Annotated in this window: 18 protein-coding genes and 1 pseudogene; 5 read left to right on the top strand and 14 right to left on the bottom strand. The window is 41.3% G+C overall.

All coding sequences use genetic code 11. The annotated features are described in order from the left end of the window. Positions 1–27 precede the first annotated feature (27 nt). A complete protein-coding gene (locus D1013_RS01435; protein ID WP_121847187.1) occupies positions 28–1,611 on the top strand; it encodes an outer membrane beta-barrel protein in 1,584 nt (527 codons plus the stop codon). Positions 1,612–1,699: 88 nt separating this feature from the next. On the opposite strand, the gene katG is transcribed toward D1013_RS01435, so the two are convergent. Further along, on the bottom strand, positions 1,700–3,946 hold the full coding sequence (gene katG / locus D1013_RS01430; protein WP_121847186.1) for a catalase/peroxidase HPI: 2,247 nt from the start codon (positions 3,944–3,946) through the stop codon (positions 1,700–1,702). 148 nt (positions 3,947–4,094) lie between these two features. Next, positions 4,095–4,835 (bottom strand): lysophospholipid acyltransferase family protein, encoded by a 741-nt coding sequence (locus D1013_RS01425; RefSeq protein WP_121847185.1) that lies wholly within the window; start codon positions 4,833–4,835, stop codon positions 4,095–4,097. 71 nt (positions 4,836–4,906) lie between these two features. Here D1013_RS01425 and trpS point away from each other — a divergent pair, with 71 nt between their 5' ends. Both trpS and D1013_RS01415 read left to right on the top strand, forming a co-directional pair. Then, complete coding sequence (gene trpS, locus D1013_RS01420) at positions 4,907–5,875, top strand: tryptophan--tRNA ligase (protein ID WP_121847184.1); 969 nt, start codon at positions 4,907–4,909, stop codon at positions 5,873–5,875. 3 nt (positions 5,876–5,878) lie between these two features. After that, positions 5,879–6,835, top strand: a pseudogene (locus D1013_RS01415) (M28 family metallopeptidase). 3 nt (positions 6,836–6,838) lie between these two features. Here D1013_RS01415 and D1013_RS01410 read toward each other — a convergent pair. From D1013_RS01410 to dprA, 3 genes are all read right to left on the bottom strand, one after another. After that, positions 6,839–7,219 (bottom strand): VOC family protein, encoded by a 381-nt coding sequence (locus D1013_RS01410; RefSeq protein ID WP_121850552.1) that lies wholly within the window; start codon positions 7,217–7,219, stop codon positions 6,839–6,841. Between the two features lie 155 nt (positions 7,220–7,374). Then, complete coding sequence (locus D1013_RS01405; protein WP_121847183.1) at positions 7,375–8,190, bottom strand: AraC family transcriptional regulator; 816 nt, start codon at positions 8,188–8,190, stop codon at positions 7,375–7,377. A gap of 209 nt (positions 8,191–8,399) precedes the next feature. Continuing rightward, on the bottom strand, positions 8,400–9,500 hold the full coding sequence (gene dprA, locus D1013_RS01400; protein ID WP_121847182.1) for a DNA-processing protein DprA: 1,101 nt from the start codon (positions 9,498–9,500) through the stop codon (positions 8,400–8,402). 105 nt (positions 9,501–9,605) lie between these two features. On the opposite strand from dprA, the gene D1013_RS01395 reads away from it, so the two are divergent. Together D1013_RS01395 and D1013_RS01390 are read left to right on the top strand one after the other, a co-directional pair. Then, positions 9,606–10,574, top strand: a complete 969-nt coding sequence (locus D1013_RS01395; protein ID WP_121847181.1) for an HU domain-containing protein — start codon at positions 9,606–9,608, stop codon at positions 10,572–10,574. A gap of 79 nt (positions 10,575–10,653) precedes the next feature. Then, positions 10,654–11,175 (top strand): acyl-CoA thioesterase, encoded by a 522-nt coding sequence (locus tag D1013_RS01390; protein ID WP_121847180.1) that lies wholly within the window; start codon positions 10,654–10,656, stop codon positions 11,173–11,175. Here D1013_RS01390 and D1013_RS01385 read toward each other — a convergent pair. The 9 genes from D1013_RS01385 to atpG all read right to left on the bottom strand — a co-directional run bounded on the left by D1013_RS01385 (position 11,172) and on the right by atpG (position 19,852). After that, positions 11,172–12,008 carry an aldo/keto reductase gene (locus tag D1013_RS01385; RefSeq protein ID WP_121847179.1) on the bottom strand — a complete coding sequence of 279 codons (837 nt, stop codon included), beginning with the start codon at positions 12,006–12,008 and terminating at the stop codon, positions 11,172–11,174. The two genes, D1013_RS01390 and D1013_RS01385, sit on opposite strands and share 4 nt — an antisense overlap. A gap of 34 nt (positions 12,009–12,042) precedes the next feature. Further along, on the bottom strand, positions 12,043–13,212 hold the full coding sequence (locus D1013_RS01380) for a murein hydrolase activator EnvC family protein (protein WP_225621375.1): 1,170 nt from the start codon (positions 13,210–13,212) through the stop codon (positions 12,043–12,045). Positions 13,213–13,264: 52 nt separating this feature from the next. Beyond that, positions 13,265–14,065, bottom strand: a complete 801-nt coding sequence (locus D1013_RS01375) for a lipoprotein insertase outer membrane protein LolB1 (protein ID WP_121847177.1) — start codon at positions 14,063–14,065, stop codon at positions 13,265–13,267. 43 nt (positions 14,066–14,108) lie between these two features. Further along, complete coding sequence (locus D1013_RS01370; protein WP_121847176.1) at positions 14,109–15,050, bottom strand: tetratricopeptide repeat protein; 942 nt, start codon at positions 15,048–15,050, stop codon at positions 14,109–14,111. 24 nt (positions 15,051–15,074) lie between these two features. Further along, a complete protein-coding gene (dut, locus tag D1013_RS01365) occupies positions 15,075–15,509 on the bottom strand; it encodes a dUTP diphosphatase (protein WP_121847175.1) in 435 nt (144 codons plus the stop codon). A gap of 54 nt (positions 15,510–15,563) precedes the next feature. Then, complete coding sequence (locus tag D1013_RS01360) at positions 15,564–17,033, bottom strand: lipopolysaccharide biosynthesis protein (protein ID WP_121847174.1); 1,470 nt, start codon at positions 17,031–17,033, stop codon at positions 15,564–15,566. 83 nt (positions 17,034–17,116) lie between these two features. Then, complete coding sequence (locus D1013_RS01355) at positions 17,117–17,584, bottom strand: hypothetical protein (protein ID WP_162987772.1); 468 nt, start codon at positions 17,582–17,584, stop codon at positions 17,117–17,119. A 70-nt stretch (positions 17,585–17,654) separates the two neighbouring features. Further along, positions 17,655–18,875, bottom strand: coding sequence for a TCR/Tet family MFS transporter (locus D1013_RS01350; RefSeq protein WP_121847172.1), 1,221 nt, complete (start codon positions 18,873–18,875; stop codon positions 17,655–17,657). Between the two features lie 116 nt (positions 18,876–18,991). After that, positions 18,992–19,852 (bottom strand): ATP synthase F1 subunit gamma, encoded by an 861-nt coding sequence (atpG, locus tag D1013_RS01345; RefSeq protein ID WP_121847171.1) that lies wholly within the window; start codon positions 19,850–19,852, stop codon positions 18,992–18,994. Positions 19,853–19,883 lie beyond the last annotated feature (31 nt).

Here is a 19,883-nt window from a genome sequence, read left to right as displayed (position 1 = left end):
CAAAATAAGATACCAAAGACATTTAAAATGAGTAAAAACAACCTGGATAAGCTCTTTCAAGAGAAGTTCAAGGACTTTGAAGAGGTTCCAGACCAACGAGTCTGGCAGGCTATTGAAGCTTCTTTGAACAAGAGACAAAAAAAGCGAGTCATTCCACTTTGGTGGAAGGTAGGCGGGGCTGCCGCTGTTTTAGCATTGGCACTATTGGTATTTGGTCCATCATCTAACGGTTTTGAAGATAATATACCAAGTGTTACAAATAGTGAAGACTCTGAAGGTTTACGTCGATTAGAAAACGAAACAGAGAATAACAATTCTTTTGAAAAAGACACGGATAATAGCATTACCCGGTCAGACAATAGTGCCTCCGATCAATTAAATAAAAAGCAAATTGGTGGTCAAGAAAACGGGCTTGTAGAGAGCAGCGGCAACGAAAGTGGTCATCAAAATGATACTGAGATTACCAATTCAAAAGAAGCGTTTCAAACTAAAAAGGGACAAGACGCCACAAAAAGTTTAAACCAAGGTTTAGCTACACGAAACGACAAAACTGATTCACAAATCACCCGTAACAACGAGGTGACCGAGCGTATCGATGGCAATGACTCTCTAACGAGCGAAGATAGAAATCAACCAAATTTTTCTAACACTGCTTTGGCAGGTAACCAGCAAAAGGAAGAGGTTGACCCTACCAAAACCCGCTCAGATTTCAGTGATGACATAAATACAGGTGATGGTCAAAACTCTGCCTTGGCACAAACTCAAACGGAGGAAAACAAAACCAAGGATGAGAACGACAATAAAATTTCTATTTATGATGCCATCGATGAACAAAATGAAGAAGAGGAAGTAGTCGCCGATTCTTACGAAGGTCGTTGGTCTTTAGGCCCGAACATTGCTCCGGTTTATTTTGATGCAGTAGGTCAGGGGTCACCGATTCATTCAGCATTCAACCAAAACACGAAATCAGGAAACACCAGTTTGAGTTATGGCCTTTCAGTTGCCTATCAAGTCAACAAAAAATTTAAAGTGCGTTCCGGTGTTCATAAGGTCAATTATGGTTATGAGACCGATGATGTTGCTTTTACCTCAACATTAGATGTGTCTTCATCCGAAAAAATCAAGAACATTAACTATACCCCTACGGCCAAAAACCTTATTGTTGATAGTGAAACTGCAACTTTCTCAAGCTTATCATCACCATTAAACGAATTGGCCCTTGAAGTGGGAGGGGTTGACGAAAATGCACGTACAGGTGCTATGGGTCAGCAACTGGGCTATATTGAGGTTCCTTTAGAGGTCGATTATGCCGTTATAGACCGAAAGTTTGGCCTCAACATCGTAGGTGGCATCAGTTCGTTGTTCTTATTGGATAATTCGGTGACGCTCACTTCGGGATCATTGATTACCGAAGTCGGGGAAGCAAATAACATTAATGACCTTAACTTTAGCACCAATATCGGTTTTGGTGTCAACTATAAGTTCACTCCCATGATTCAAATGAATATTGAACCCATGTTTAAATATCAATTGAACACTTTTTCAGAAGTTTCCGGTGATTTTAGGCCTTATAGTGTAGGTATTTATAGCGGTCTTAACTTTAAGTTTTAACGACTAATTATTTAGAGCGATAAAATTAAAGGGGCGGCACTTTGCAGTGCCACCCCTTTTTTACACCATAAGAAATCACTCTTTACGGCTATACCAAATCATACCGATCTAAATTCATCACCTTCGTCCATGCAGCAACAAAGTCGCTCACAAACTTATCATGGGCGTCTTCAGAGGCATAAACCTCGGCAATCGCTCTTAGTTCTGTGTTAGATCCAAAAATAAGGTCTACCCTTGTTCCTGTCCAAACTACTTCATCGGAACCGCGTTTTTTAGCCTCGAATACGGTTTCATTTTCTGAAGCAGAGCTCCATACGATATCCAAATCCAATAAATTCGCAAAGAAATCATTGGTCAATTCTCCCGGCTTATCGGTTAATACACCATGGTTCGAACCATTATAATTGGTTCCTAAAACCCGCATACCTCCTAACAATACAGTCATTTCGGGCGCAGTCAAGGTCATTAGTTGTGCCTTGTCTACCAATAATTCTTCAGCGGAAACATTGTATTTATCCCTAACATAATTTCTAAAACCGTCTCCTCTTGGCTGCAATGCATCAAATGCTTCTGCATCGGTTTGTTCTTCGGAAGCATCGGTTCTGCCCGGTGAGAAGGGTATTTTTACATTTTTACCTGCCTTTTCAGCGGCTTTTTCAATGGCAGCCGATCCACCAAGTACAATTAAATCGGCCAATGAAACCTTTTTGTTTCCTGATTGACCATCATTAAATTCCTTTTGAATTCTGCCTAAAGTATCCAATACCTTGGCCAATTGCTCGGGATTATTTACTTCCCAACCATTTTGCGGAGCTAGCCTAACGCGAGCACCATTGGCACCTCCTCTTTTATCGGAACCTCTAAATGTCGAGGCTGAAGCCCAAGCAGCTGAAACCAATTCGGAAACCGAAAGGCCCGAGGCCAAAATATTTGACTTTAACGCTTCAATATCACCCTCGTCAACTAAATCATGGTCAACTGCAGGTACGGGGTCTTGCCAAATCAACTCTTCATTAGGTACTTCAGGACCCAGGTAACGATCAACTGGGCCCATGTCTCTATGTGTAAGTTTGAACCAAGCACGGGCATAGGCATCTTGAAACTCTTCAGGATTCTCTAAAAAGTGCCTTGAAATCTTTTCATATGTAGGATCCATACGCAAAGACATATCGGTTACCAACATAAAAGGAGCATGCTTTTTATCCGGATTGTGCGCATCAGGCACTGTATCTGCACCCGCACCGTCTTTCGGTTTAAACTGCCATGCACCTGCCGGACTTTTCGTTAACTCCCATTCATAGCCGAAAAGATTCTCAAAATACTTATGGCTCCATTGGGTAGGCGTATTAGTCCAAGCTCCTTCAAGACCGCTGGTAATCGTATGTTCACCTTTACCGCTTTCGAAGTTGTTTTTCCATCCCATACTTTGCTCCAAAATTCCTGCACCGGCCGGTTCGGCCTCTACATAATCATCAGGGCTGGCTGCGCCGTGGGTTTTACCAAAGGTGTGGCCTCCGGCAATCAAAGCGACCGTTTCATAATCGTTCATTGCCATACGACCAAAGGTCTCACGAATATAGTGGGCCGCTTCAACAGGGTCAGGATTAGCATTATGCCCTTCAGGGTTCACATAGATTAATCCCATGTGAGCGGCACCAAGAGGGTTTTCTAATTGGTTGTCATTTGCATAGCGTTCTTTATTACCCAACCATTCGCCTTCAGAACCCCAGTAAATATCTTCTTCTGGCTGCCAAATATCTTCACGGCCTCCACCAAAACCGAACATTTTTAAACCCATCGATTCATGGGCACAGTTGCCTGCCAAAATCAAAAGATCGGCCCATGACAATTTCTTACCGTATTTCTTTTTTATAGGCCATAGCAACAATCTAGCTTTGTCTAAATTGGCATTATCGGGCCAGCTATTTAAAGGAGCAAAACGTTGAGATCCCGAACCTCCGCCGCCTCTACCATCGGCAATACGATAGGTGCCAGCACTGTGCCAGGCCATTCTAATAAAAAACGGGCCATAATGCCCATAATCGGCAGGCCACCATTCTTTACTATCGGTCATTAAATCATATAAGTCTTGTTTGACTGCCTGTAAGTCTAATTTTTTAAATTCTTCGGCATAGTTAAAATCTTTATCCATCGGATCCGATAAAGAAGAGTGTTGCCTTAGAATGTTCAAATTGAGTTGATTGGGCCACCAATCTTTGTTCGTTGTACCGCCGCCAGCTACTTGATTGAGGCTTCCGTTCAAAAAAGGACACTGGCCAGCGTTCGACTCGTTTACGTCCCACGCTTCTCCGTGAGAACTTGAATTACTATCCATGATGTTTATCGTTTTAAGGTTCCTTTAAAAGTACCAAAAATCGACATGGCTTGTAACCCCTATAGTTTTGATTTAAATTATTCTGGTATCGATAATCTCTATAGAACCTGTTAGCTACAGTTGAAAAAATCAATTCTTAAGGCCTAAATTATTGATTCTCTAAATCTCTAAGAATAATCAGTCGTACGGCATCACGCAGTGTCGACTTATCTTCTTCCTTTAAATGACAGGTTGAAAAAAATGAATGTACCTTCGCTCGAATAGGCCCCGGGCGACCACTGAAAAATGAAAAAGAGAATCTCTTCTTATTGTCAAGAAACGACATTGGCACTACAGGTATCTTGTGCGCTATGGCCATTTTAAAAGCCCCGTCTTTAAATTCATCTAGAACGACCGATTCATCGTCCGGAACACCACCCTCTGGAAAGATGCATATGCTAAGGCCTTGATTGAGTCTTTTCTGGGCCCGGCGGTAAACCCCGGTTCTACTCTTTGTGTCTGAGCGGTCGACCATGATACAAACCCTTTTATAAAAGAAACCGAAAATGGGTATTTTCACTAATTCTTTCTTACCAACAAATACAAAAGGGTTTTTGCTAATATGAAGCATCAGCATGATATCAAGCATACTGGTATGATTGGCCACCAGCATATAACTTTTGCCCTTTGCCAAACGCTCTTCCCATACGACCCGAGGCGGGCAGCCCATACCGTATAAAATTGGTCTCGCCCACAAGTTTCTGGCCAGCCAAAAAAATTGAGGATACCATTTTTCCGAAAATGTAGTTACCAATAACAGCGGAAAAAAAACGAGAATCGGCACAGTTACCAAAATATAGAACCAAATGCGGTAAACCGTATAACCCGCTTTTTTAAGGATTACAAACATGAAATCAAAAGTAACAAATTACCCCTGCTTTTACTGATTTCTTTATCTTTGGCCTCTTTGAAACAGTACACATGGCAAGAATACTAACAGGAATTCAAAGTACAGGAACCCCCCACCTTGGTAATATTTTAGGGGCAATAATGCCGGCCATTCGCATGGCACAAGATCCCAAAAACGAATCGTTTCTATTTATAGCGGATATGCATTCGCTTACCCAGATAAAAGATGCCGCAATCTTAAGGCAAAACACTTATGCCATAGCCTCAACTTGGCTTGCTTTTGGCCTTGACATCGAAAAAACGGTTTTTTACAGGCAAAGTGATGTTCCTCAAGTGACTGAGCTTTCTTGGTATTTAAGTTGTTTCTTTCCTTATCAACGTTTGACCCTGGCACATTCTTTTAAGGATAAGGCAGACAGACTGGAAGACGTAAATGCCGGCCTATTTACCTACCCTATGCTTATGGCCGCCGATATATTGCTTTACGATGCCCATATCGTGCCCGTTGGCAAAGATCAGCTTCAGCATATAGAAATGACCCGTGATGTTGCCTCAAGGTTTCATACCAAAATGGGGGAGACTTTTGTTATGCCAGAAGCTAAGGTTCAAGAGCAGACCATGTATGTGCCCGGTACCGATGGAGAAAAAATGAGCAAAAGTCGTGGAAACCTCATCAATCTGTTTCAACCCGATAAAAAACTAAGAAAACAGATCATGGGAATCAAGACGGATAGCACTCCCATGGAAGACCCGAAAGATCCGGCTACCGACAATGTTTTTGCCCTATATAAACTTTTGGCGTCGCAAGAACAAATAGAGGAAATGAGCGCTAATTATCTCGCCGGAAACTATGGCTATGGCCATGCCAAGCAAGCCCTATATGAAGTAATTGTACAAAAATTCGGGGAAGCAAGGGAAAAGTACGATTATTACATCAATCATTTTGACGAGGTTGACGAGGCGCTCTATAAAGGCGCGGAAAAAGCCAAAAAAGTGGCCGATGAAGTATTGGCTCGTGTTCGAACAAAAGTAGGGTACTAATCTATGCAAGACTATTTTTGGGCTTTTCTTCTTCTTCTCATTTCCGCAAGCGGTTATTCGCAGGCAGAAGTGACCACCGAAGAACTTCATGACCATATTGAATTTTTGACCTCAAAAGAAAATCAAGGAAGATATCCTGGAGGGAAGATCAATCAGGTTTTAGTAGACTATATCGCTTCCGATTTCGAGAATTCAGGACTAAAACCATTGTCAAAAAACTATCTTCAGAAGTTCAAGGCAGAACTAAGGGTTTCCGATAAAACTAAAAAGAAGCCTAAGGTAAAAACGTACAACGTAGTCGCTGTTTTAGAAGGGAATCACCCTGTTTTAAAGAATGAATACCTTGTTCTCGGAGCCCATTATGACCATTTGGGCCATGGCGGACCGAGTTCCAAGTCAGATAAGTTGAATACCGTTCACCCCGGTGCCGATGATAACGCTAGCGGCACCTCGGCTCTACTTGAAATATCAGAGCGATTGGCAGCTCACCAAAGTGAATTGAAAAGAAGCGTCATTGTCATTGCCTTTGGTGCTGAAGAACAGGGTCTATTGGGAAGCACCTATTTTGTCAATAACCCGCCTGTTTTTTTGGAACAGATCAAACTCATGATCAATATGGATATGGTGGGCCGGTTGAATTAGCAGAAGCAAGTCTATATGGGAGGCGCTGGTACCTTCCCGGGAGGTCAAGAATTAATGGCGACGCTAGGCAAGAAAGCAGGTTTGAACCCCGTAGTACATGCGGGATCGATCGGCGGCTCAGACCATGTCTCTTTTTACAAAAAGAATATCTCCGTTCTCGGCATGCATACAGGAGGTCATGATCAATACCACACGCCTGAGGATACAATTGAACTGATCAATCTAGAAGGTGAAAAAAAGGTCTGTGATTACATTTTCGATACCCTTTTCAAAATAGCCTCGAAAGACTATCCTATGGGGTTTATTCCTCAGGATTAAGAATCATTCTTCAGGAGCGGAATACGTTACAACATCGATTCCGATACCATTAGGGTCTTCTATGGCAAAATGTCTGTCTCCCCAAGGTTCATCTCGAATAGGTATTTTTATTTCCACCCCTTTGTTTTTGACTACTTCGTACAATTGATCAACGTTGTCTACCTCAATGGTCAAAAACATACCTCTACCTTCGAATTTATGGTGAAAAAGCGGTTGTTGCGAAGGATGATTGGGCAATAGAAAAGCCAACTCGGCACTTTTATTCGGGGTATGCATCAAAAGATAAAATTCATTTTCAAAAGTAACACCGAACCCCAAGAGGCCTGAATAAAACTCTTTGCTTTCAGCCATTTTTTCGGTAACGATACCTGCGTTTAGTTTCATAGTAACAATTTCTTTTATGATTACTGGGGTTTGTGCAGAAATAGTTGCCATCGTACCCATCAGACATATCCAATTTACAATAGTTTTCATACGCTTCTATTCTATTACAAATTTGCAGCTAACAGATTGGAAACAATTGTAAAAAACGGCCAAAGTTATCGGCCAAAGGCTTTGGTCGGGGTGACCCCATAATGGTTTCTAAACTCCTTTATGAAATGTGCTTGGTCGTAATACCCCACATCGTAAAAAAGTTTATTTTTCTTTAGGCTCTGTACCGACGGTTTTGCACGAAGAATATTTTGAAACCGAACGACTTTACTGAAGGTTTTAGGAGTATCACCTATATAATAATTAAACAACCGCCTTAATTGTCTTTGACTTATACCAAAATCAAGTTCTTCATTTACTTGCAGTACTCCTCTCTTTTTTAAAATCATGTCAAGAGACCTATACAACCTAGGATCCGCGTTGAAATCAGAGTTATTAACCAAGTCAAAGAAATAAGAATCGAACAGTTCTTTTATCTGTTCGAAACTCAAATTATCTTCCATTCTATCCCTCAAAAATGCCGAGGTATGACGGTGAATATCATCTAGGTCAACATATCTATTGCTAAGTTCAGAAGCATCAATTTTAAAGACCTGCGGAAACATCGTCGGAAGAAAGCGAATACCCACATAGTGAAAAGTCGTATCAAGAGTGAATTCAGTAAACTTTTTGCAAAAGCCCACTACAAAGCTTTCAGAAGGCATGGTCAACTCGAAAAATATATCGATACAACCATCTGAAACCACCCTATAGACAAAATTCTCTTGAAGCCGTTTTATGGTTTTTAGCTCCCAATAGCAATAAATACAGTTACGCAACAAATCGGCAGGCACCACCTCTCTATAAAGCACATTCGTACCCGACTGTTTTACCGTTGGCTGAACAGGTAGGTACAGATTTTTGATAGATGAAAAAGCTTGCATGCGCTTCTGTGGTGAAAAATTGGTTTTAAACTAGTCGGTCGGTTCACCTTTTACTACGTTAGAAATAAAACGAATGTATCTCTGACAGCTATCGGTAATTTATCGATGAACCGCACCAAATGCAATATTTCAAGGAAGATACTTATAATTACCGACCGTACAGTTGGTTTTGTAGTCAACTATCTAATCATAATCCCCCATTCATTTGACTAAATGGCCTCAAAAAGTTTGCCCGGCAAGGGGCGAATGACACCTTTCATTTCCATATTCAAAAGGGTAGACGATATCTTGAATACCGGTTGCTTGCATTCAAGGGCAATACTGTCTAGCATTTGTTTGCCTTCTTTTTGAAGATAATCATAAATCGCTTTTTCAATGCCGTCTAATTCTACGAAAAGTTGCTTTTGAACCGGTTGCGCTTTTTTAGCTATTTCCCAATTCAGCAGGTAAACTAAATCTGCGGCAGAAGTGAGCATATGTGCCTTTTGCTGTTTGATAAGGTTATTGCATCCGCTGCTATATTTATCGTCGGTACGGCCGGGTACGGCAAAAACATCACGATGGTAGCTATTTGCTATATCTGCCGTAACCAAACTTCCGCCCCTCTCGGCAGATTCAATGACAATAGTGGCCTCGCTCATACCGGCAATAATGCGATTGCGCTTCAAAAAATTCTCACGGTCCGGCTTGCTTGTGCTCCAAAATTCAGTGTAGAAGCCTCCATTCTTTTCCACTTCCATCACATACTTTGAATGAACCTTGGGGTAAATTTGATTCAGGCCGTGTGCCAAGCATCCGATAGTCTGTAATTTATTCTTCAAGGCAGCCCGCTGCACCGTAATGTCGACTCCGTAGGCGAACCCACTTACAATTATAGGGTCGAGTGGAGCTAAATCTTCAATGAATTTTTCACAAAAGGCCTGCCCATAGCTGGTAATATTACGCGTGCCCACAACACTTATAACCCTTCTACTACTTAAATCAATATTTCCCTTTTTGAATAGAAGTATCGGGCCGTCAATACAGTGCTTTAAGTAATTGGGGTAGTCCTCATCCATAAAATAGGAATATTCCCAATCATTTTTCGTTATCGTATTGAGTTCGGCCTCAGCTGCTTCTAGATGCTCTATATCATAAAGTGATTTGATCGCATGGGTGCCAATACCTTCGATGGAGAGCAAATGTTGCCTTTTGGTCTTGAAGATTTCTTCAGGACTCTTACAAAAAGCAATTAACTTTTTAGCGGTTACATCACCAACATTTGGTACATGCTGAAGCCTTAAAAGGGCAAGTAATTCATTCGTAGTCATTTAAAACCGAATCAAAGTTATCCACAAAATACACAAAATATAATGTTAATAAAAAGTTATGGCAGCCTTGGATAAGCACTCAATTTTTTATAAAATTTGCGGTGTATGGGCTTAGAACACTATATAAAAGACTTACTCTATCGTTACAACTGTGTGGTAATTCCTGGTTTTGGCGCGTTTCTCACCCAAGAGAAATCTGCCATCATACAAGATAGCACCAATACTTTTTATCCTCCTACAAAGACCGTTTCTTTTAATCAGCAACTGGTTTCAAATGATGGCTTATTGGTTTCTTACGCAGCCGAAGCACAGAAAATTTCATTTGAAGAGATGTTAAAACAGGTCAATGAAGAGGTGGCCCAATGGCAAAAGAAATTGAACGGTGGAGAACATTTAAGGTTGTCAGACATAGGTTCACTATGGAACGGCCCCGAAGGAAAGATGCAATTTCAACCCGCTTCTAGCGTGAATTATCTAACTTCTTCCTTTGGAATGAATTCTTTTGTTTCTTCCCCTATTACCAGGGAAACAATAAAAACGGAAGTCTCTCAAATGGAAGAGCGCATTCCTATCGCTTTTACGCCTGAGAAAAGGGAGACTCTTACAGTAAGGCCTTATTTGAAGTATGCTGCGGTCGTCTTAGTTGCCCTTACAGCTGGGTTTGCCGGTTACAAGTACTATCAAACCAACGAGGCCAATTTGCAACTGGCCCGTGAAGATGCCCAAGAACAGGTATCAAAGCGTATTCAAGAGGCTACTTTCTTCGACACGGCACCTTTAGAGCTACCCGCCATTACCTTGAAAACTTCTAAAAATATAGAGGAACAACCTATTGCCGAAAAGGGGCAAAAAGTTCATCATATTATAGCCGGAGCCTTTAGATATCGCACCAATGCCGATAGAAAAATCACTCAGCTGAAAAAGCAAGGTTACAACCCATCGTATATAGGCACCAATCCTTTCGGACTTTATATGGTGGCTTATGACAGTTATACCGATGCCGATGAGGCCCTTAATGCACTGCATCAAATTAAGCGCACCCAAAAAGACGCTTGGTTAAAATCGGTAAAGTAAATTACCTTTCACCATCGAGATTTTGATTTGCCCGGCCTTCTTACGGCTTAAGAACGTATCTTTGCCGAAAAATTAAGATATGCAGGGCAAAAACCCGAAAGATTCTAGAACGACCATGACCGACATGGTTCTCCCTAGCGAGACCAACCCACTGAATAATCTTTTTGGCGGTGAACTTTTAGCTCGGATGGACCGTGCGGCCAGTATTGCCGCTAGAAGACATAGTCGTAGAATAACCGTAACCGCATCTGTTAACCATGTAGCCTTCAACCAATCGGTGCCTGTAGGAAGCGTTCTAACTGTAGAAGCAGCGGTTTCCAGAGCTTTCAACACCTCTATGGAAGTCTATATCGACGTTTGGATGGAAGACCGTTTCAGCGGCGAACGCACCAAGGCCAACGAAGCTATTTATACATTCGTAGCTGTTGACGATACGGGCCGCCCAACCGAAGTTCCGCCTCTTATTCCTGAAACGGAACTAGAAACACAGCGTTTTGATGGCGCCCTGCGCCGCAAGCAGTTAAGCTTGGTTCTTGCAGGTAAAATGAAACCTAACGACGCCACTGAATTAAAGGCGCTTTTCTTGGGCAATCAGGTTTAGAAATCGAAGTTGTCCGGATCCGGGCCACTTCGTTCGCCCTTATGCAAACTATCTAGATACGCTACTTCGTTCGGTGCCAGCTCAAAATCAAAAATTTCAGAGTTCGATACTATTCTGTTTTTGTGCACTGATTTAGGTATGGTGACTACGCCTTTTTGTAAATTCCATCGCAGAACAATCTGTGCCGTCGATTTACCATACTTATCTTCAAGCTCTTTGGTGATATCAAGCTCAAAAAGCTTACCCTGCATGAATGGAGACCAGGCCTCGTACTGTATTTTATTGGTATTGCAAAAATCAAGTAGTTCTTGCTGTACCAAATGCGGGTGAAATTCCATTTGATTGACCATAGGCACTATCTCAGCCGAACCCAATAAATCTTCAAGGTGGTGCTTTAGAAAATTGCTTACCCCTATCGCTTTGATACGGCCTTCTTTATATAATTTTTCCAAAGCGCGCCAGGTATCTTTGTATTTACCGGCGACTGGCCAATGAACCAAATACAAATCAACGTAATCAGTTCCTAGCCTTTTTACGCTAGCCTCGAACGCCTTCAAGGTGCTTTCATAACCTTGATCACTATTCCACACCTTCGTAGTAAGAAAAACATCTTCTCTTGCTACGCCAGAATCGACAATTCCCTTACCCACGCCTTCTTCATTCTTATATGCCGCTGCGGTATCTATATGGCGATAACCACTTTGTAATGCAAATTTGACAGCATCGATTACCTCTTCGTCATTATCAGCTAAATAGGTACCTAAGCCAAAATAAGGCATATCAACACCATTGTGCAGTTTAAAGGTTCCTTGTATATCCGTGATTTTACTCATAATCGTATATGTTTTATTCGGTTCTTAAAATGACCTAAAGTTGGTAAACCCATTCTTCAGGATTAAGTTTTGCGGTGTTCTGGTGCAGATAAAACTTTAGTCTTGTCTGACCGTTAGACCGATTGGTATAAATATCGCCAAGTTCCGTTTTTGCCTCCACCTGATCACCCTTTTTCACATAGAGGTTCGTGAGATTATAGTAGGTGCTGATATAGTTACCATGTTTTAACTGCACCGCTTTATTACCCCCGGGAATCGAAAGAATAGCAATTACTTCGCCCCTAAAAATAGCTCTCGCCTTTGCACCTTCATCCGTAGTGATAATCACACCATTGCTTTGATGTTTGATTCCAGGATAGATGGCATCGCTGTAAACACCAAACCCTTGGCTTTTAAAACCCTTCTCTACGGGCCAAATCAAGCGGCCCTTATTGGCAGAAAAGCTATTGGCTATAATAGCGGCCTCAGGGGTCAATAAAAACTTACTGGGGTCATCATCTGCTTTACCCGCCTCTCTGTTGGCATTGGCAATGGCCTCTTTCACCAACCGTTCTATCTCCCTATCGATTTGCTTGGCTTGATTCTGTTTGTCGCGAATCTCGGCAGCATACTTGGTCTCATCTTTTCTAATGGACAGAAGTAAATCTTGTTGTGCTTTCTTTTCTGAAGTCAACGAATTCTTTTCTTTGACATTGGCCGCAACCAATCGGTCCTTTTCTTTTCGTTGGACTGTGAGCTTTTGGTTCAGCTCTGTCAATTCATTGGTCTTTACCACAATCTTTTCACCTTGTTGGCGGCGAAAATCAGTATACTGCTTGATATACTGTACACGTTTAAATGCTTGAAAGAAATTTTCGGAAGACAATAAAAACATCAGTTTGCTTTGCTGGATCTTGCTTTGATACCCCTTCTGAATCATAGTGGCGTAATCATCTTTAAGCTCGTTCAGCTCCTTTTTCAAATCTGATATAGCATTAATGTTCGTATTGATTTTTCGGCTGAGCAAATTTGATTGTTCGTTGGTAACATTAATCAATCGTTGCCTTACTTTAATTTTTTGATCCAGAGCTTCCATACGGTCAAGCACTGAGCCCTTCTTCTCCTTTTGGGCGAACAACAGATGGTTGATTTGCTCAATTTCCTTCTGCAATTGCTCCCTTTTTGCCTCCAGCTCTTCCTGTTCGCCACCTTGGGCAAAGGTCATTACAGGCGCTAACGAGAAGAAAAGAAAAATAAGTAGTAAAACAAAGCGGCTTCTATTTGGCCTCATCCTCTAAAACAATCTCTTTAAAACCTTTTGGTATATTATAGGGGAAGTTCAACGGCTGATTGAACTCCATATTTCGATATTCGATATCCACAGTATTTCTCTCGTTACCATCGATAGCCGCAATGGCAATATCGTTCGGTAACACCCATTTGTTGATACTCTGGTAACTGTTATAATTGATTTGAAGCAGACGCTTTTTCAAAGGTTGCGAAAGTTGCTGTGAAGCCATCTTGAAATTGGTAGGGTCTACCATAAAAAGCACCTTGAAGAGCTCCATAGGCTTTTTTGGTTTAAGCTGGTAGCTCTTGTTGACAAGCTCTACATCGTACTTAGCATTGTTCAAGTCGAAAATAGCCTCTCCCAGAAGCAGGTTCTGAACCTGTTCAAAGTCTAATTCGGTACCCAAAAACTCGCTCAGGTAGGCAAAATCACCATCAAAATATTCGTTCTGAAGTTTGTTGTAGAAAGAAACCCTTCCCGGTGTAATGTAGGCCTTCACCATGCCAAAAGGTGCACTTATCCAAATAGCTTTATCCTTTTCCATTCTTAAGGTAACAGAAACACCTTGTGAAGATTCGCCATCAGAATAATCGATTCTCATTTTTCCACTAAGTGTCTTGAAATCCAAGGCATTTTGGTAATGGTTTCTAATGACCGACTTGGCTGTGATACCCGGCTTTACGTTGGTATCGCCCAAGGCTTGCTTAGATTTACAGGAAAAAGCCAATACGGCCAATATCAATAGAGAGCTAAGTCTTGATGCAGACCTAAAAAAAATCTTCTTCATAAAAGCAACAATTAAAAGCTAGCATTTAGCCGCCTTTAAGGCTCTAAAAACCAGGTTTTATCTTACGAAGATACATATTTGCCCTGACTGAATTGTTAATGGAATTATAAGCATCGGAAAGTTCTTGATAGAACTTATTACCTAGGGAAATATCGCCAATCAAATAATCTAGACCCGTTTCAAGTAGTTCTATCGCCTCTCGGTGCTTGCCTTTTTTATTTAGGGCACGCCCTTGGGCGTAATACAGCAAGGGTTGAGAAGGAAAACTCTCTAGGGCCTCACTTGAAATCTTTTCTAACATGATAAGGTTATCTGTTCTGAGAAAATTGTCGATTTGAACCTTATACTGGTTGAATGTGTTGACCTCGGCATTGTTCTCGCTTGAAACCGAGAACGAAGTGCTTGTTATTTCGTCTTTTCTTTTCTCTAAAGAGTCATTTATTTTTACGGCTAGCGCTGCCGCAAAATCCGATTTATCGGCATTTTTAAGAATGCTTAAAGCAGTTTCATAATCCCTCTTTTTGAAATAAGCCAAAGCCAAATTCTCATTCAGCTTTTGATGGTTAGGTAGCTGATTCTTTGCGTTATCAAATTCCTTTCCTTGCTTTCTCAATGCTTCAACAAAGGTATCGGCATACCAAAGGTTATCGGGCTCGTTTTGTAGGGCTTCAAAAGCATAGTCTTCCGCAAGGGGATATTCCTTTTCTTTTAAATATACTTTGGCCAACTCATGGTCGACCACCAATTTACCGGGATCTATATTCTTACATTTAAGAAGTAGGTTGATTGCCTTATCATAGTTCTCGATTCCCTTTTGTTTCAGCGCCTCAAAAAAATTCTCTTGAAACTCGTCAGAATAGTTTTCAAGAAAAAGCTCTGCACTCTTTTGCTCATTAAATTCTTCTTCCGGCTCTTGGGCATATAACGGATTCACAAGTAGGCCAATGGCCATACTATACGCTGCTATCTTTATCAATCCGTTCATACCTTTCAATCAAAATATATCAGGCTATTTTACACCCGTACTTCCAAAACCCCCAGCCCCACGGTCGGTTTCCGATAATTCTTCTACTTCATTCCATTCGGCCCTTTCATGCTTTGCAATTACCAATTGCGCAACACGCTCGCCATTTTCAACTGTAAATGACTCGTTAGATAAGTTAACAAGTATTACGCCTATTTCACCACGATAGTCCGCATCAATTGTGCCCGGTGCATTTAATACGGTAATTCCCTTTTTGGCAGCCAACCCACTTCTAGGCCTAACTTGGGCCTCGTACCCAACAGGAAGCTCGATAAAAAGTCCTGTTTTAACAATGGAACGCTCTAAAGGTTTTAACGTAATCGGTTCAGAAATATTGGCTCTTAAATCCATTCCTGCCGATGCTTCGGTCTCATAGTGTGGTAGTTGGTGCGATGATTTGTTGATTATCTTTATCTGCATTATAGTATTTGTTATTTATATCTATTACTTGCTAGCTACGGCCAAAAAATTCGACTATGCTTTCGAGGATTTTTTTAGGAAAATTTGCTTCAATTTATCGTTCTCCAACCTGTAAACCAAGCCCAAAAATAATATCAGCAATACACTACCGATTAAAATATTTCTATTGAAAACATAGAATGACAATGCCGAGAATAAAATGGATATACCCAAATAGAATATAATCTTTCTGAAGTTATATGGAACGGGGTATCTTGATTTTCCTAAATAATACGACAAGCACATCATGGTGCCATAGGCCAGAACCGTAGCGATAGCAGAAGCCATATAGCCGATTGCCGGAATGAAAAAATAGTTTATACCGATTGTTACAAAAGCGCCGATCAGTGATATAAATGCTCCGTATCGGGTGCGGTCGGTAACTTTGTACCAGACCGAAAGATTGTGATAGATACCCAGAAAAAAACTGGCCAAAATTATCAGCGGTACAATATTCATAGCTTCCCAATAAGCTTCATCTTGAACAAAAAGAACCTTAAGCCAATCTGAAAATACGATAACGGCCAATAATATAATACTTCCTAATACAACAAAGTAATTGGTAATCTGTGCGTATGCTTTCTGAGGATTTTCGGTACCCGCATGACTAAAGAAAAAAGGCTCAATACCCATTCTGAAAGCGGTAGCGAATAGGGTCATGAACATGCCTAACTTATAACAGGCCGAATACTTACCCACTTCACTCTTCGCTATTTCTGCCGGAAGTAATTGCTCCAATAAAATTCTATCAAAAACCTCGTTAATGGTAAATGCGATACCGGCTACCAGTACGGGCCAAGCATACCGCATCATTCGTTTCCACAGTTCAAAATCAAAGGTATAGTCTCTTCTGAGATAAAGGCCTAACATCAAAAGAAGGGTTAGTCCGCTAGAAACCAAATTAGAAATAAAAATATAGGATATCTCAAAATTCGGTCGGTACAACCAGCCCAAACCTTCCGTACCATCGGCAGCCATTTTTGGTAGCATCACTAAAAAGAAAACGTTCAAACCCAGATTGACCCCAACATTTAAAATCTTGATCACTGCATATCGCATAGGCTTCTCATTCGCCCTGAGCCATGCAAAAGGAATAATCACGAGCGCATCTAACGCAATAATAAAAATGGTATAGCGTATAAAATCGGTATCGATACCTGTGGCTGAGGCAAGACTACCCTGCATCAAAAGAGCCAGTATGGTAAAACAGGTGGTGCTCGCCAAAATAGAAATTAGCGAAGTCGAAACTACGGTTCGTTTGTCGTCGGCACCGTTGTAAAACCGAAAGAATGCAGTTTCCATACCATAAGCCAAAAGCACATTGAATATGGCAAACCACGCAAAAATTACGGAAACCTCTCCGTAGCCAGAAGTCGCCAACACCCCGGTATACAGTGGCAACAGCAAGAAAGACATCATCCGCGGAAGTACCGTAGCGAGCCCATATATCGCTGTTTGTTGAAATAGTTTTTTAAGCGGATTCAATAGCGTGGTTTAGTGCTCAAAAGTACCTATTTAAAGGGATGTAACAAAGAGATGAAATAGGCCCCTACCTCGTTTTTAACGGGTTATTGTGAATTTTTGGCTTCTAAATTGGGATAGATGATGGCCAAATTCCTCTGAATTCCATTAATCTGAAAATACTTCACTTTTTCATTGTTCACATAACTCACTACTGCCTGAGTTTCGGACAATTGAAAAGGGAAGGGCTCATCTTCTTGACTGGTCTCAACTAATTCATTTGCGATATCTCCGAATTCCGCCACTGCCACATTACCTATAGAAGTCAACTTAATTTGAAGTGGTGCACGCTTGCCCATATAGTATAAATTTTTCAGCTCGGCCCTGTCTTTCTCGAGGCTCAAGATGGGTATCACTACCTCATGACCCTCTTTTGCAGAATCATTTTCTAGAGTCCACTTTTGCGCATACGGTTCTCCCAGACTAAATGGGGCGGTTGTTTCAATTTTTTTGGTTGAAGAACATCCTGAAATTATAAAACCTATAACCAATATTGCTCCTGTCAAAAATCTCATATCTTTCTCGGTCTATTATTTTACACCTTAGATACGAGCGAATTGACTATAGGGACTATTTACAGCAATCTTAGGCTTCTTCCATATCAATACCCTTCATGGCCCATGAGGCAAAAAGTAGGGCTGTAAGGAGAAAACAGGCTGCCAAGGTATATGGAGCCCCTGGAAAGTAAATGGCGCCTTCTGGCCGTATGAAAAAGTAAAAAACAGGGGAGAAAATGAGTTGGCCAAGAATTGACGTAATACTTAGAAGCCCGGTGATAGCCCCCTGGAGATTGCCCTGCTCTTTTTCAGAGACCTGATTAGAAATCACCCCTTGTACCGTAGGGCCGGCGACTCCACCAAGAGCATAGGGTATTAGAAAGGCATACAACATCCAAGGTTCGGTAGCCAATGCAAATAAAAACATGCCGAGGGTCCATAATAAAAAACCTATCACCACCACTTTTTGACGGCCGAATTTCTTAACGAGCACACCTACCAAAACACCTTGTACCAATGCCACTAAAAGCCCCACAACCATTAAAGAAACCCCAATCTCTTTGGGGCTCCATTCGTAACGTTCAATACCATAGTAAGACCATGTAGCGGGAAGCGCCTGACCTGCCAGGTTAGCCAAGAAAAAAGCAAATATCAACGCAAGTACGCCCTTATAATTTCGCAAGCTTATCAATGAAACCCCTGGTATCATTTTTTTTACCTCTATAGGCCTTCTATTTTCTTTCTGAAGGGATTCGGGCACGAAAAGCCATCCGAAAATAAAATTGGCAAAGGTGAGGCCTGCTGCAATGTAAAATGGGAGTCGTATATCTATTTCACCGAAAAAACCTCCCACTCCGGGGCCAATTATAAAGCCCAGACCAAAAGCGGCACCGATCAAACCAAAATTTTTAGCCTTATTCTCCTTTGTACTGACATCCGCTATGTAGGCCGATGCCACGGTAAAGCTGGCACCTGTAACCCCAGCGAGAAAACGACCCAGAAACAACCATGAAATAGATGGTGCCCAAGCATGGATCAAATAATCAACGCTAAGCCCTAAAAGAGCCAATAAAAGAATGGGGCGGCGCCCATATTGATCCGAAATTTCTCCTAGAACTGGGGAAAAAAGAAATTGCATGCCAGCAAAGGCGGTAGTCAACCACATACCGTATATAACGGCCATGTGAGTGCCCTCTCCCGTCAATTCCATAATCAAATCAGGAATAATCGGAATGATAATACCAATACCAATTACATCCACTAGAATGGTTACAAAGATGAAAAGAAGGGCGGTTTTTTTTGACTTCATAATGCCGACAAAAGTCGAATAAAATTTAGTGAGCGCCTAGCGATAGCGGCAATATAAATTAGAGCAATAAAAAACCCCACAATTGTGGGGTTTGTATGATTTTGTTGCTATTGAATTTAGCCGTTCAAAGCTTCAGCACCACCCACAATTTCCAATATTTCATTGGTAATTGCCGCTTGTCGCGCCTTATTATAGGTCAATTTCAACTGATCTCTCAATTCTTTGGCATTATCGGTTGCCTTGTGCATTGCAGTCATACGAGCACCGTGCTCACTGGCAAAAGAATCTCTTACGGCTTTATAAAGCTGCGTCTTTAAAGACTTAGGGATTAATTGCTCAACAATCTCAGCCTTTGATGGCTCGAATTTATAATCAGCTGCGGCAGTCTCTCCTTCCTCAGCTGGAACTATCGGCAAAAATTGCTCGGTAATAACCAATTGAGTGGCGGCATTCTTGAATTTGTTATATACGATATCGATTTTATCGTACTTGCCTTCTACGAACAATTCCATAAGCTCTTCAGCAATAGTAGATACGTTGTCGAAAGTCAAATCATCAAACACTGGGCTATGATTGCTGACCACCGTAGACTTTTTTGATAAGAAATCATTGGCCTTCTTACCTAAAGCAATGTAATCTACTTGCTTACCAGCATAGGTTTCATTGGCCAATAAAGTGACTTGCTTAAGAATATTCGAATTAAATGCACCTGCCAAACCTCTGTTCGAAGTTATTGCCACTATCAACACCTTCTTCACTTCACGGTTATCGGCATACTTGCTACCGGAATCACCATCTAAACTTGCACTTAAGCTTTGTAAAAGCTCGGTAAGTTTATCTGAATATGGGCGCATTGCCGTAATGGCGTCTTGGGCTTTTTTCAATTTTGCAGCGGATACCATTTTCATGGCACTCGTAATCTGCATGGTTGAAGACACCGATGAAATCCTATTTCGTATTTCCTTTAAATTGGCCATTTTTCTTATAGTAATTAGTTAATAGTGGTTG

This window comes from Euzebyella marina (assembly GCF_003687485.1).
In the GTDB taxonomy this organism is placed as follows: Bacteria; Bacteroidota; Bacteroidia; order Flavobacteriales; family Flavobacteriaceae; genus Euzebyella; species Euzebyella marina.
This window is presented reverse-complemented; position numbering and strand designations above follow the sequence as displayed.

Excerpts from the sequence above, each read along its gene's own strand:
- D1013_RS01395 (WP_121847181.1), top strand. The coding sequence starts at position 9,606 with ATGGGCTTAGAACACTATATAAAAGACTTACTCTATCGTTACAACTGT.
- dprA (WP_121847182.1), bottom strand. The coding sequence starts at position 9,500 with ATGACTACGAATGAATTACTTGCCCTTTTAAGGCTTCAGCATGTACCA.
- trpS (WP_121847184.1), top strand. The coding sequence starts at position 4,907 with ATGGCAAGAATACTAACAGGAATTCAAAGTACAGGAACCCCCCACCTT.
- D1013_RS01385 (WP_121847179.1), bottom strand. The coding sequence starts at position 12,008 with ATGAGTAAAATCACGGATATACAAGGAACCTTTAAACTGCACAATGGT.
- D1013_RS01390 (WP_121847180.1), top strand. The coding sequence starts at position 10,654 with ATGCAGGGCAAAAACCCGAAAGATTCTAGAACGACCATGACCGACATG.
- D1013_RS01410 (WP_121850552.1), bottom strand. The coding sequence starts at position 7,219 with ATGAAACTAAACGCAGGTATCGTTACCGAAAAAATGGCTGAAAGCAAA.
- D1013_RS01370 (WP_121847176.1), bottom strand. The coding sequence starts at position 15,050 with ATGAACGGATTGATAAAGATAGCAGCGTATAGTATGGCCATTGGCCTA.
- D1013_RS01405 (WP_121847183.1), bottom strand. The coding sequence starts at position 8,190 with ATGCAAGCTTTTTCATCTATCAAAAATCTGTACCTACCTGTTCAGCCA.
- D1013_RS01425 (WP_121847185.1), bottom strand. The coding sequence starts at position 4,835 with ATGTTTGTAATCCTTAAAAAAGCGGGTTATACGGTTTACCGCATTTGG.
- dut (WP_121847175.1), bottom strand. The coding sequence starts at position 15,509 with ATGCAGATAAAGATAATCAACAAATCATCGCACCAACTACCACACTAT.
- D1013_RS01380 (WP_225621375.1), bottom strand. The coding sequence starts at position 13,212 with ATGACCTTTGCCCAAGGTGGCGAACAGGAAGAGCTGGAGGCAAAAAGG.
- atpG (WP_121847171.1), bottom strand. The coding sequence starts at position 19,852 with ATGGCCAATTTAAAGGAAATACGAAATAGGATTTCATCGGTGTCTTCA.
- katG (WP_121847186.1), bottom strand. The coding sequence starts at position 3,946 with ATGGATAGTAATTCAAGTTCTCACGGAGAAGCGTGGGACGTAAACGAG.
- D1013_RS01435 (WP_121847187.1), top strand. The coding sequence starts at position 28 with ATGAGTAAAAACAACCTGGATAAGCTCTTTCAAGAGAAGTTCAAGGAC.
- D1013_RS01355 (WP_162987772.1), bottom strand. The coding sequence starts at position 17,584 with ATGAGATTTTTGACAGGAGCAATATTGGTTATAGGTTTTATAATTTCA.
- D1013_RS01375 (WP_121847177.1), bottom strand. The coding sequence starts at position 14,065 with ATGAAGAAGATTTTTTTTAGGTCTGCATCAAGACTTAGCTCTCTATTG.
- D1013_RS01350 (WP_121847172.1), bottom strand. The coding sequence starts at position 18,875 with ATGAAGTCAAAAAAAACCGCCCTTCTTTTCATCTTTGTAACCATTCTA.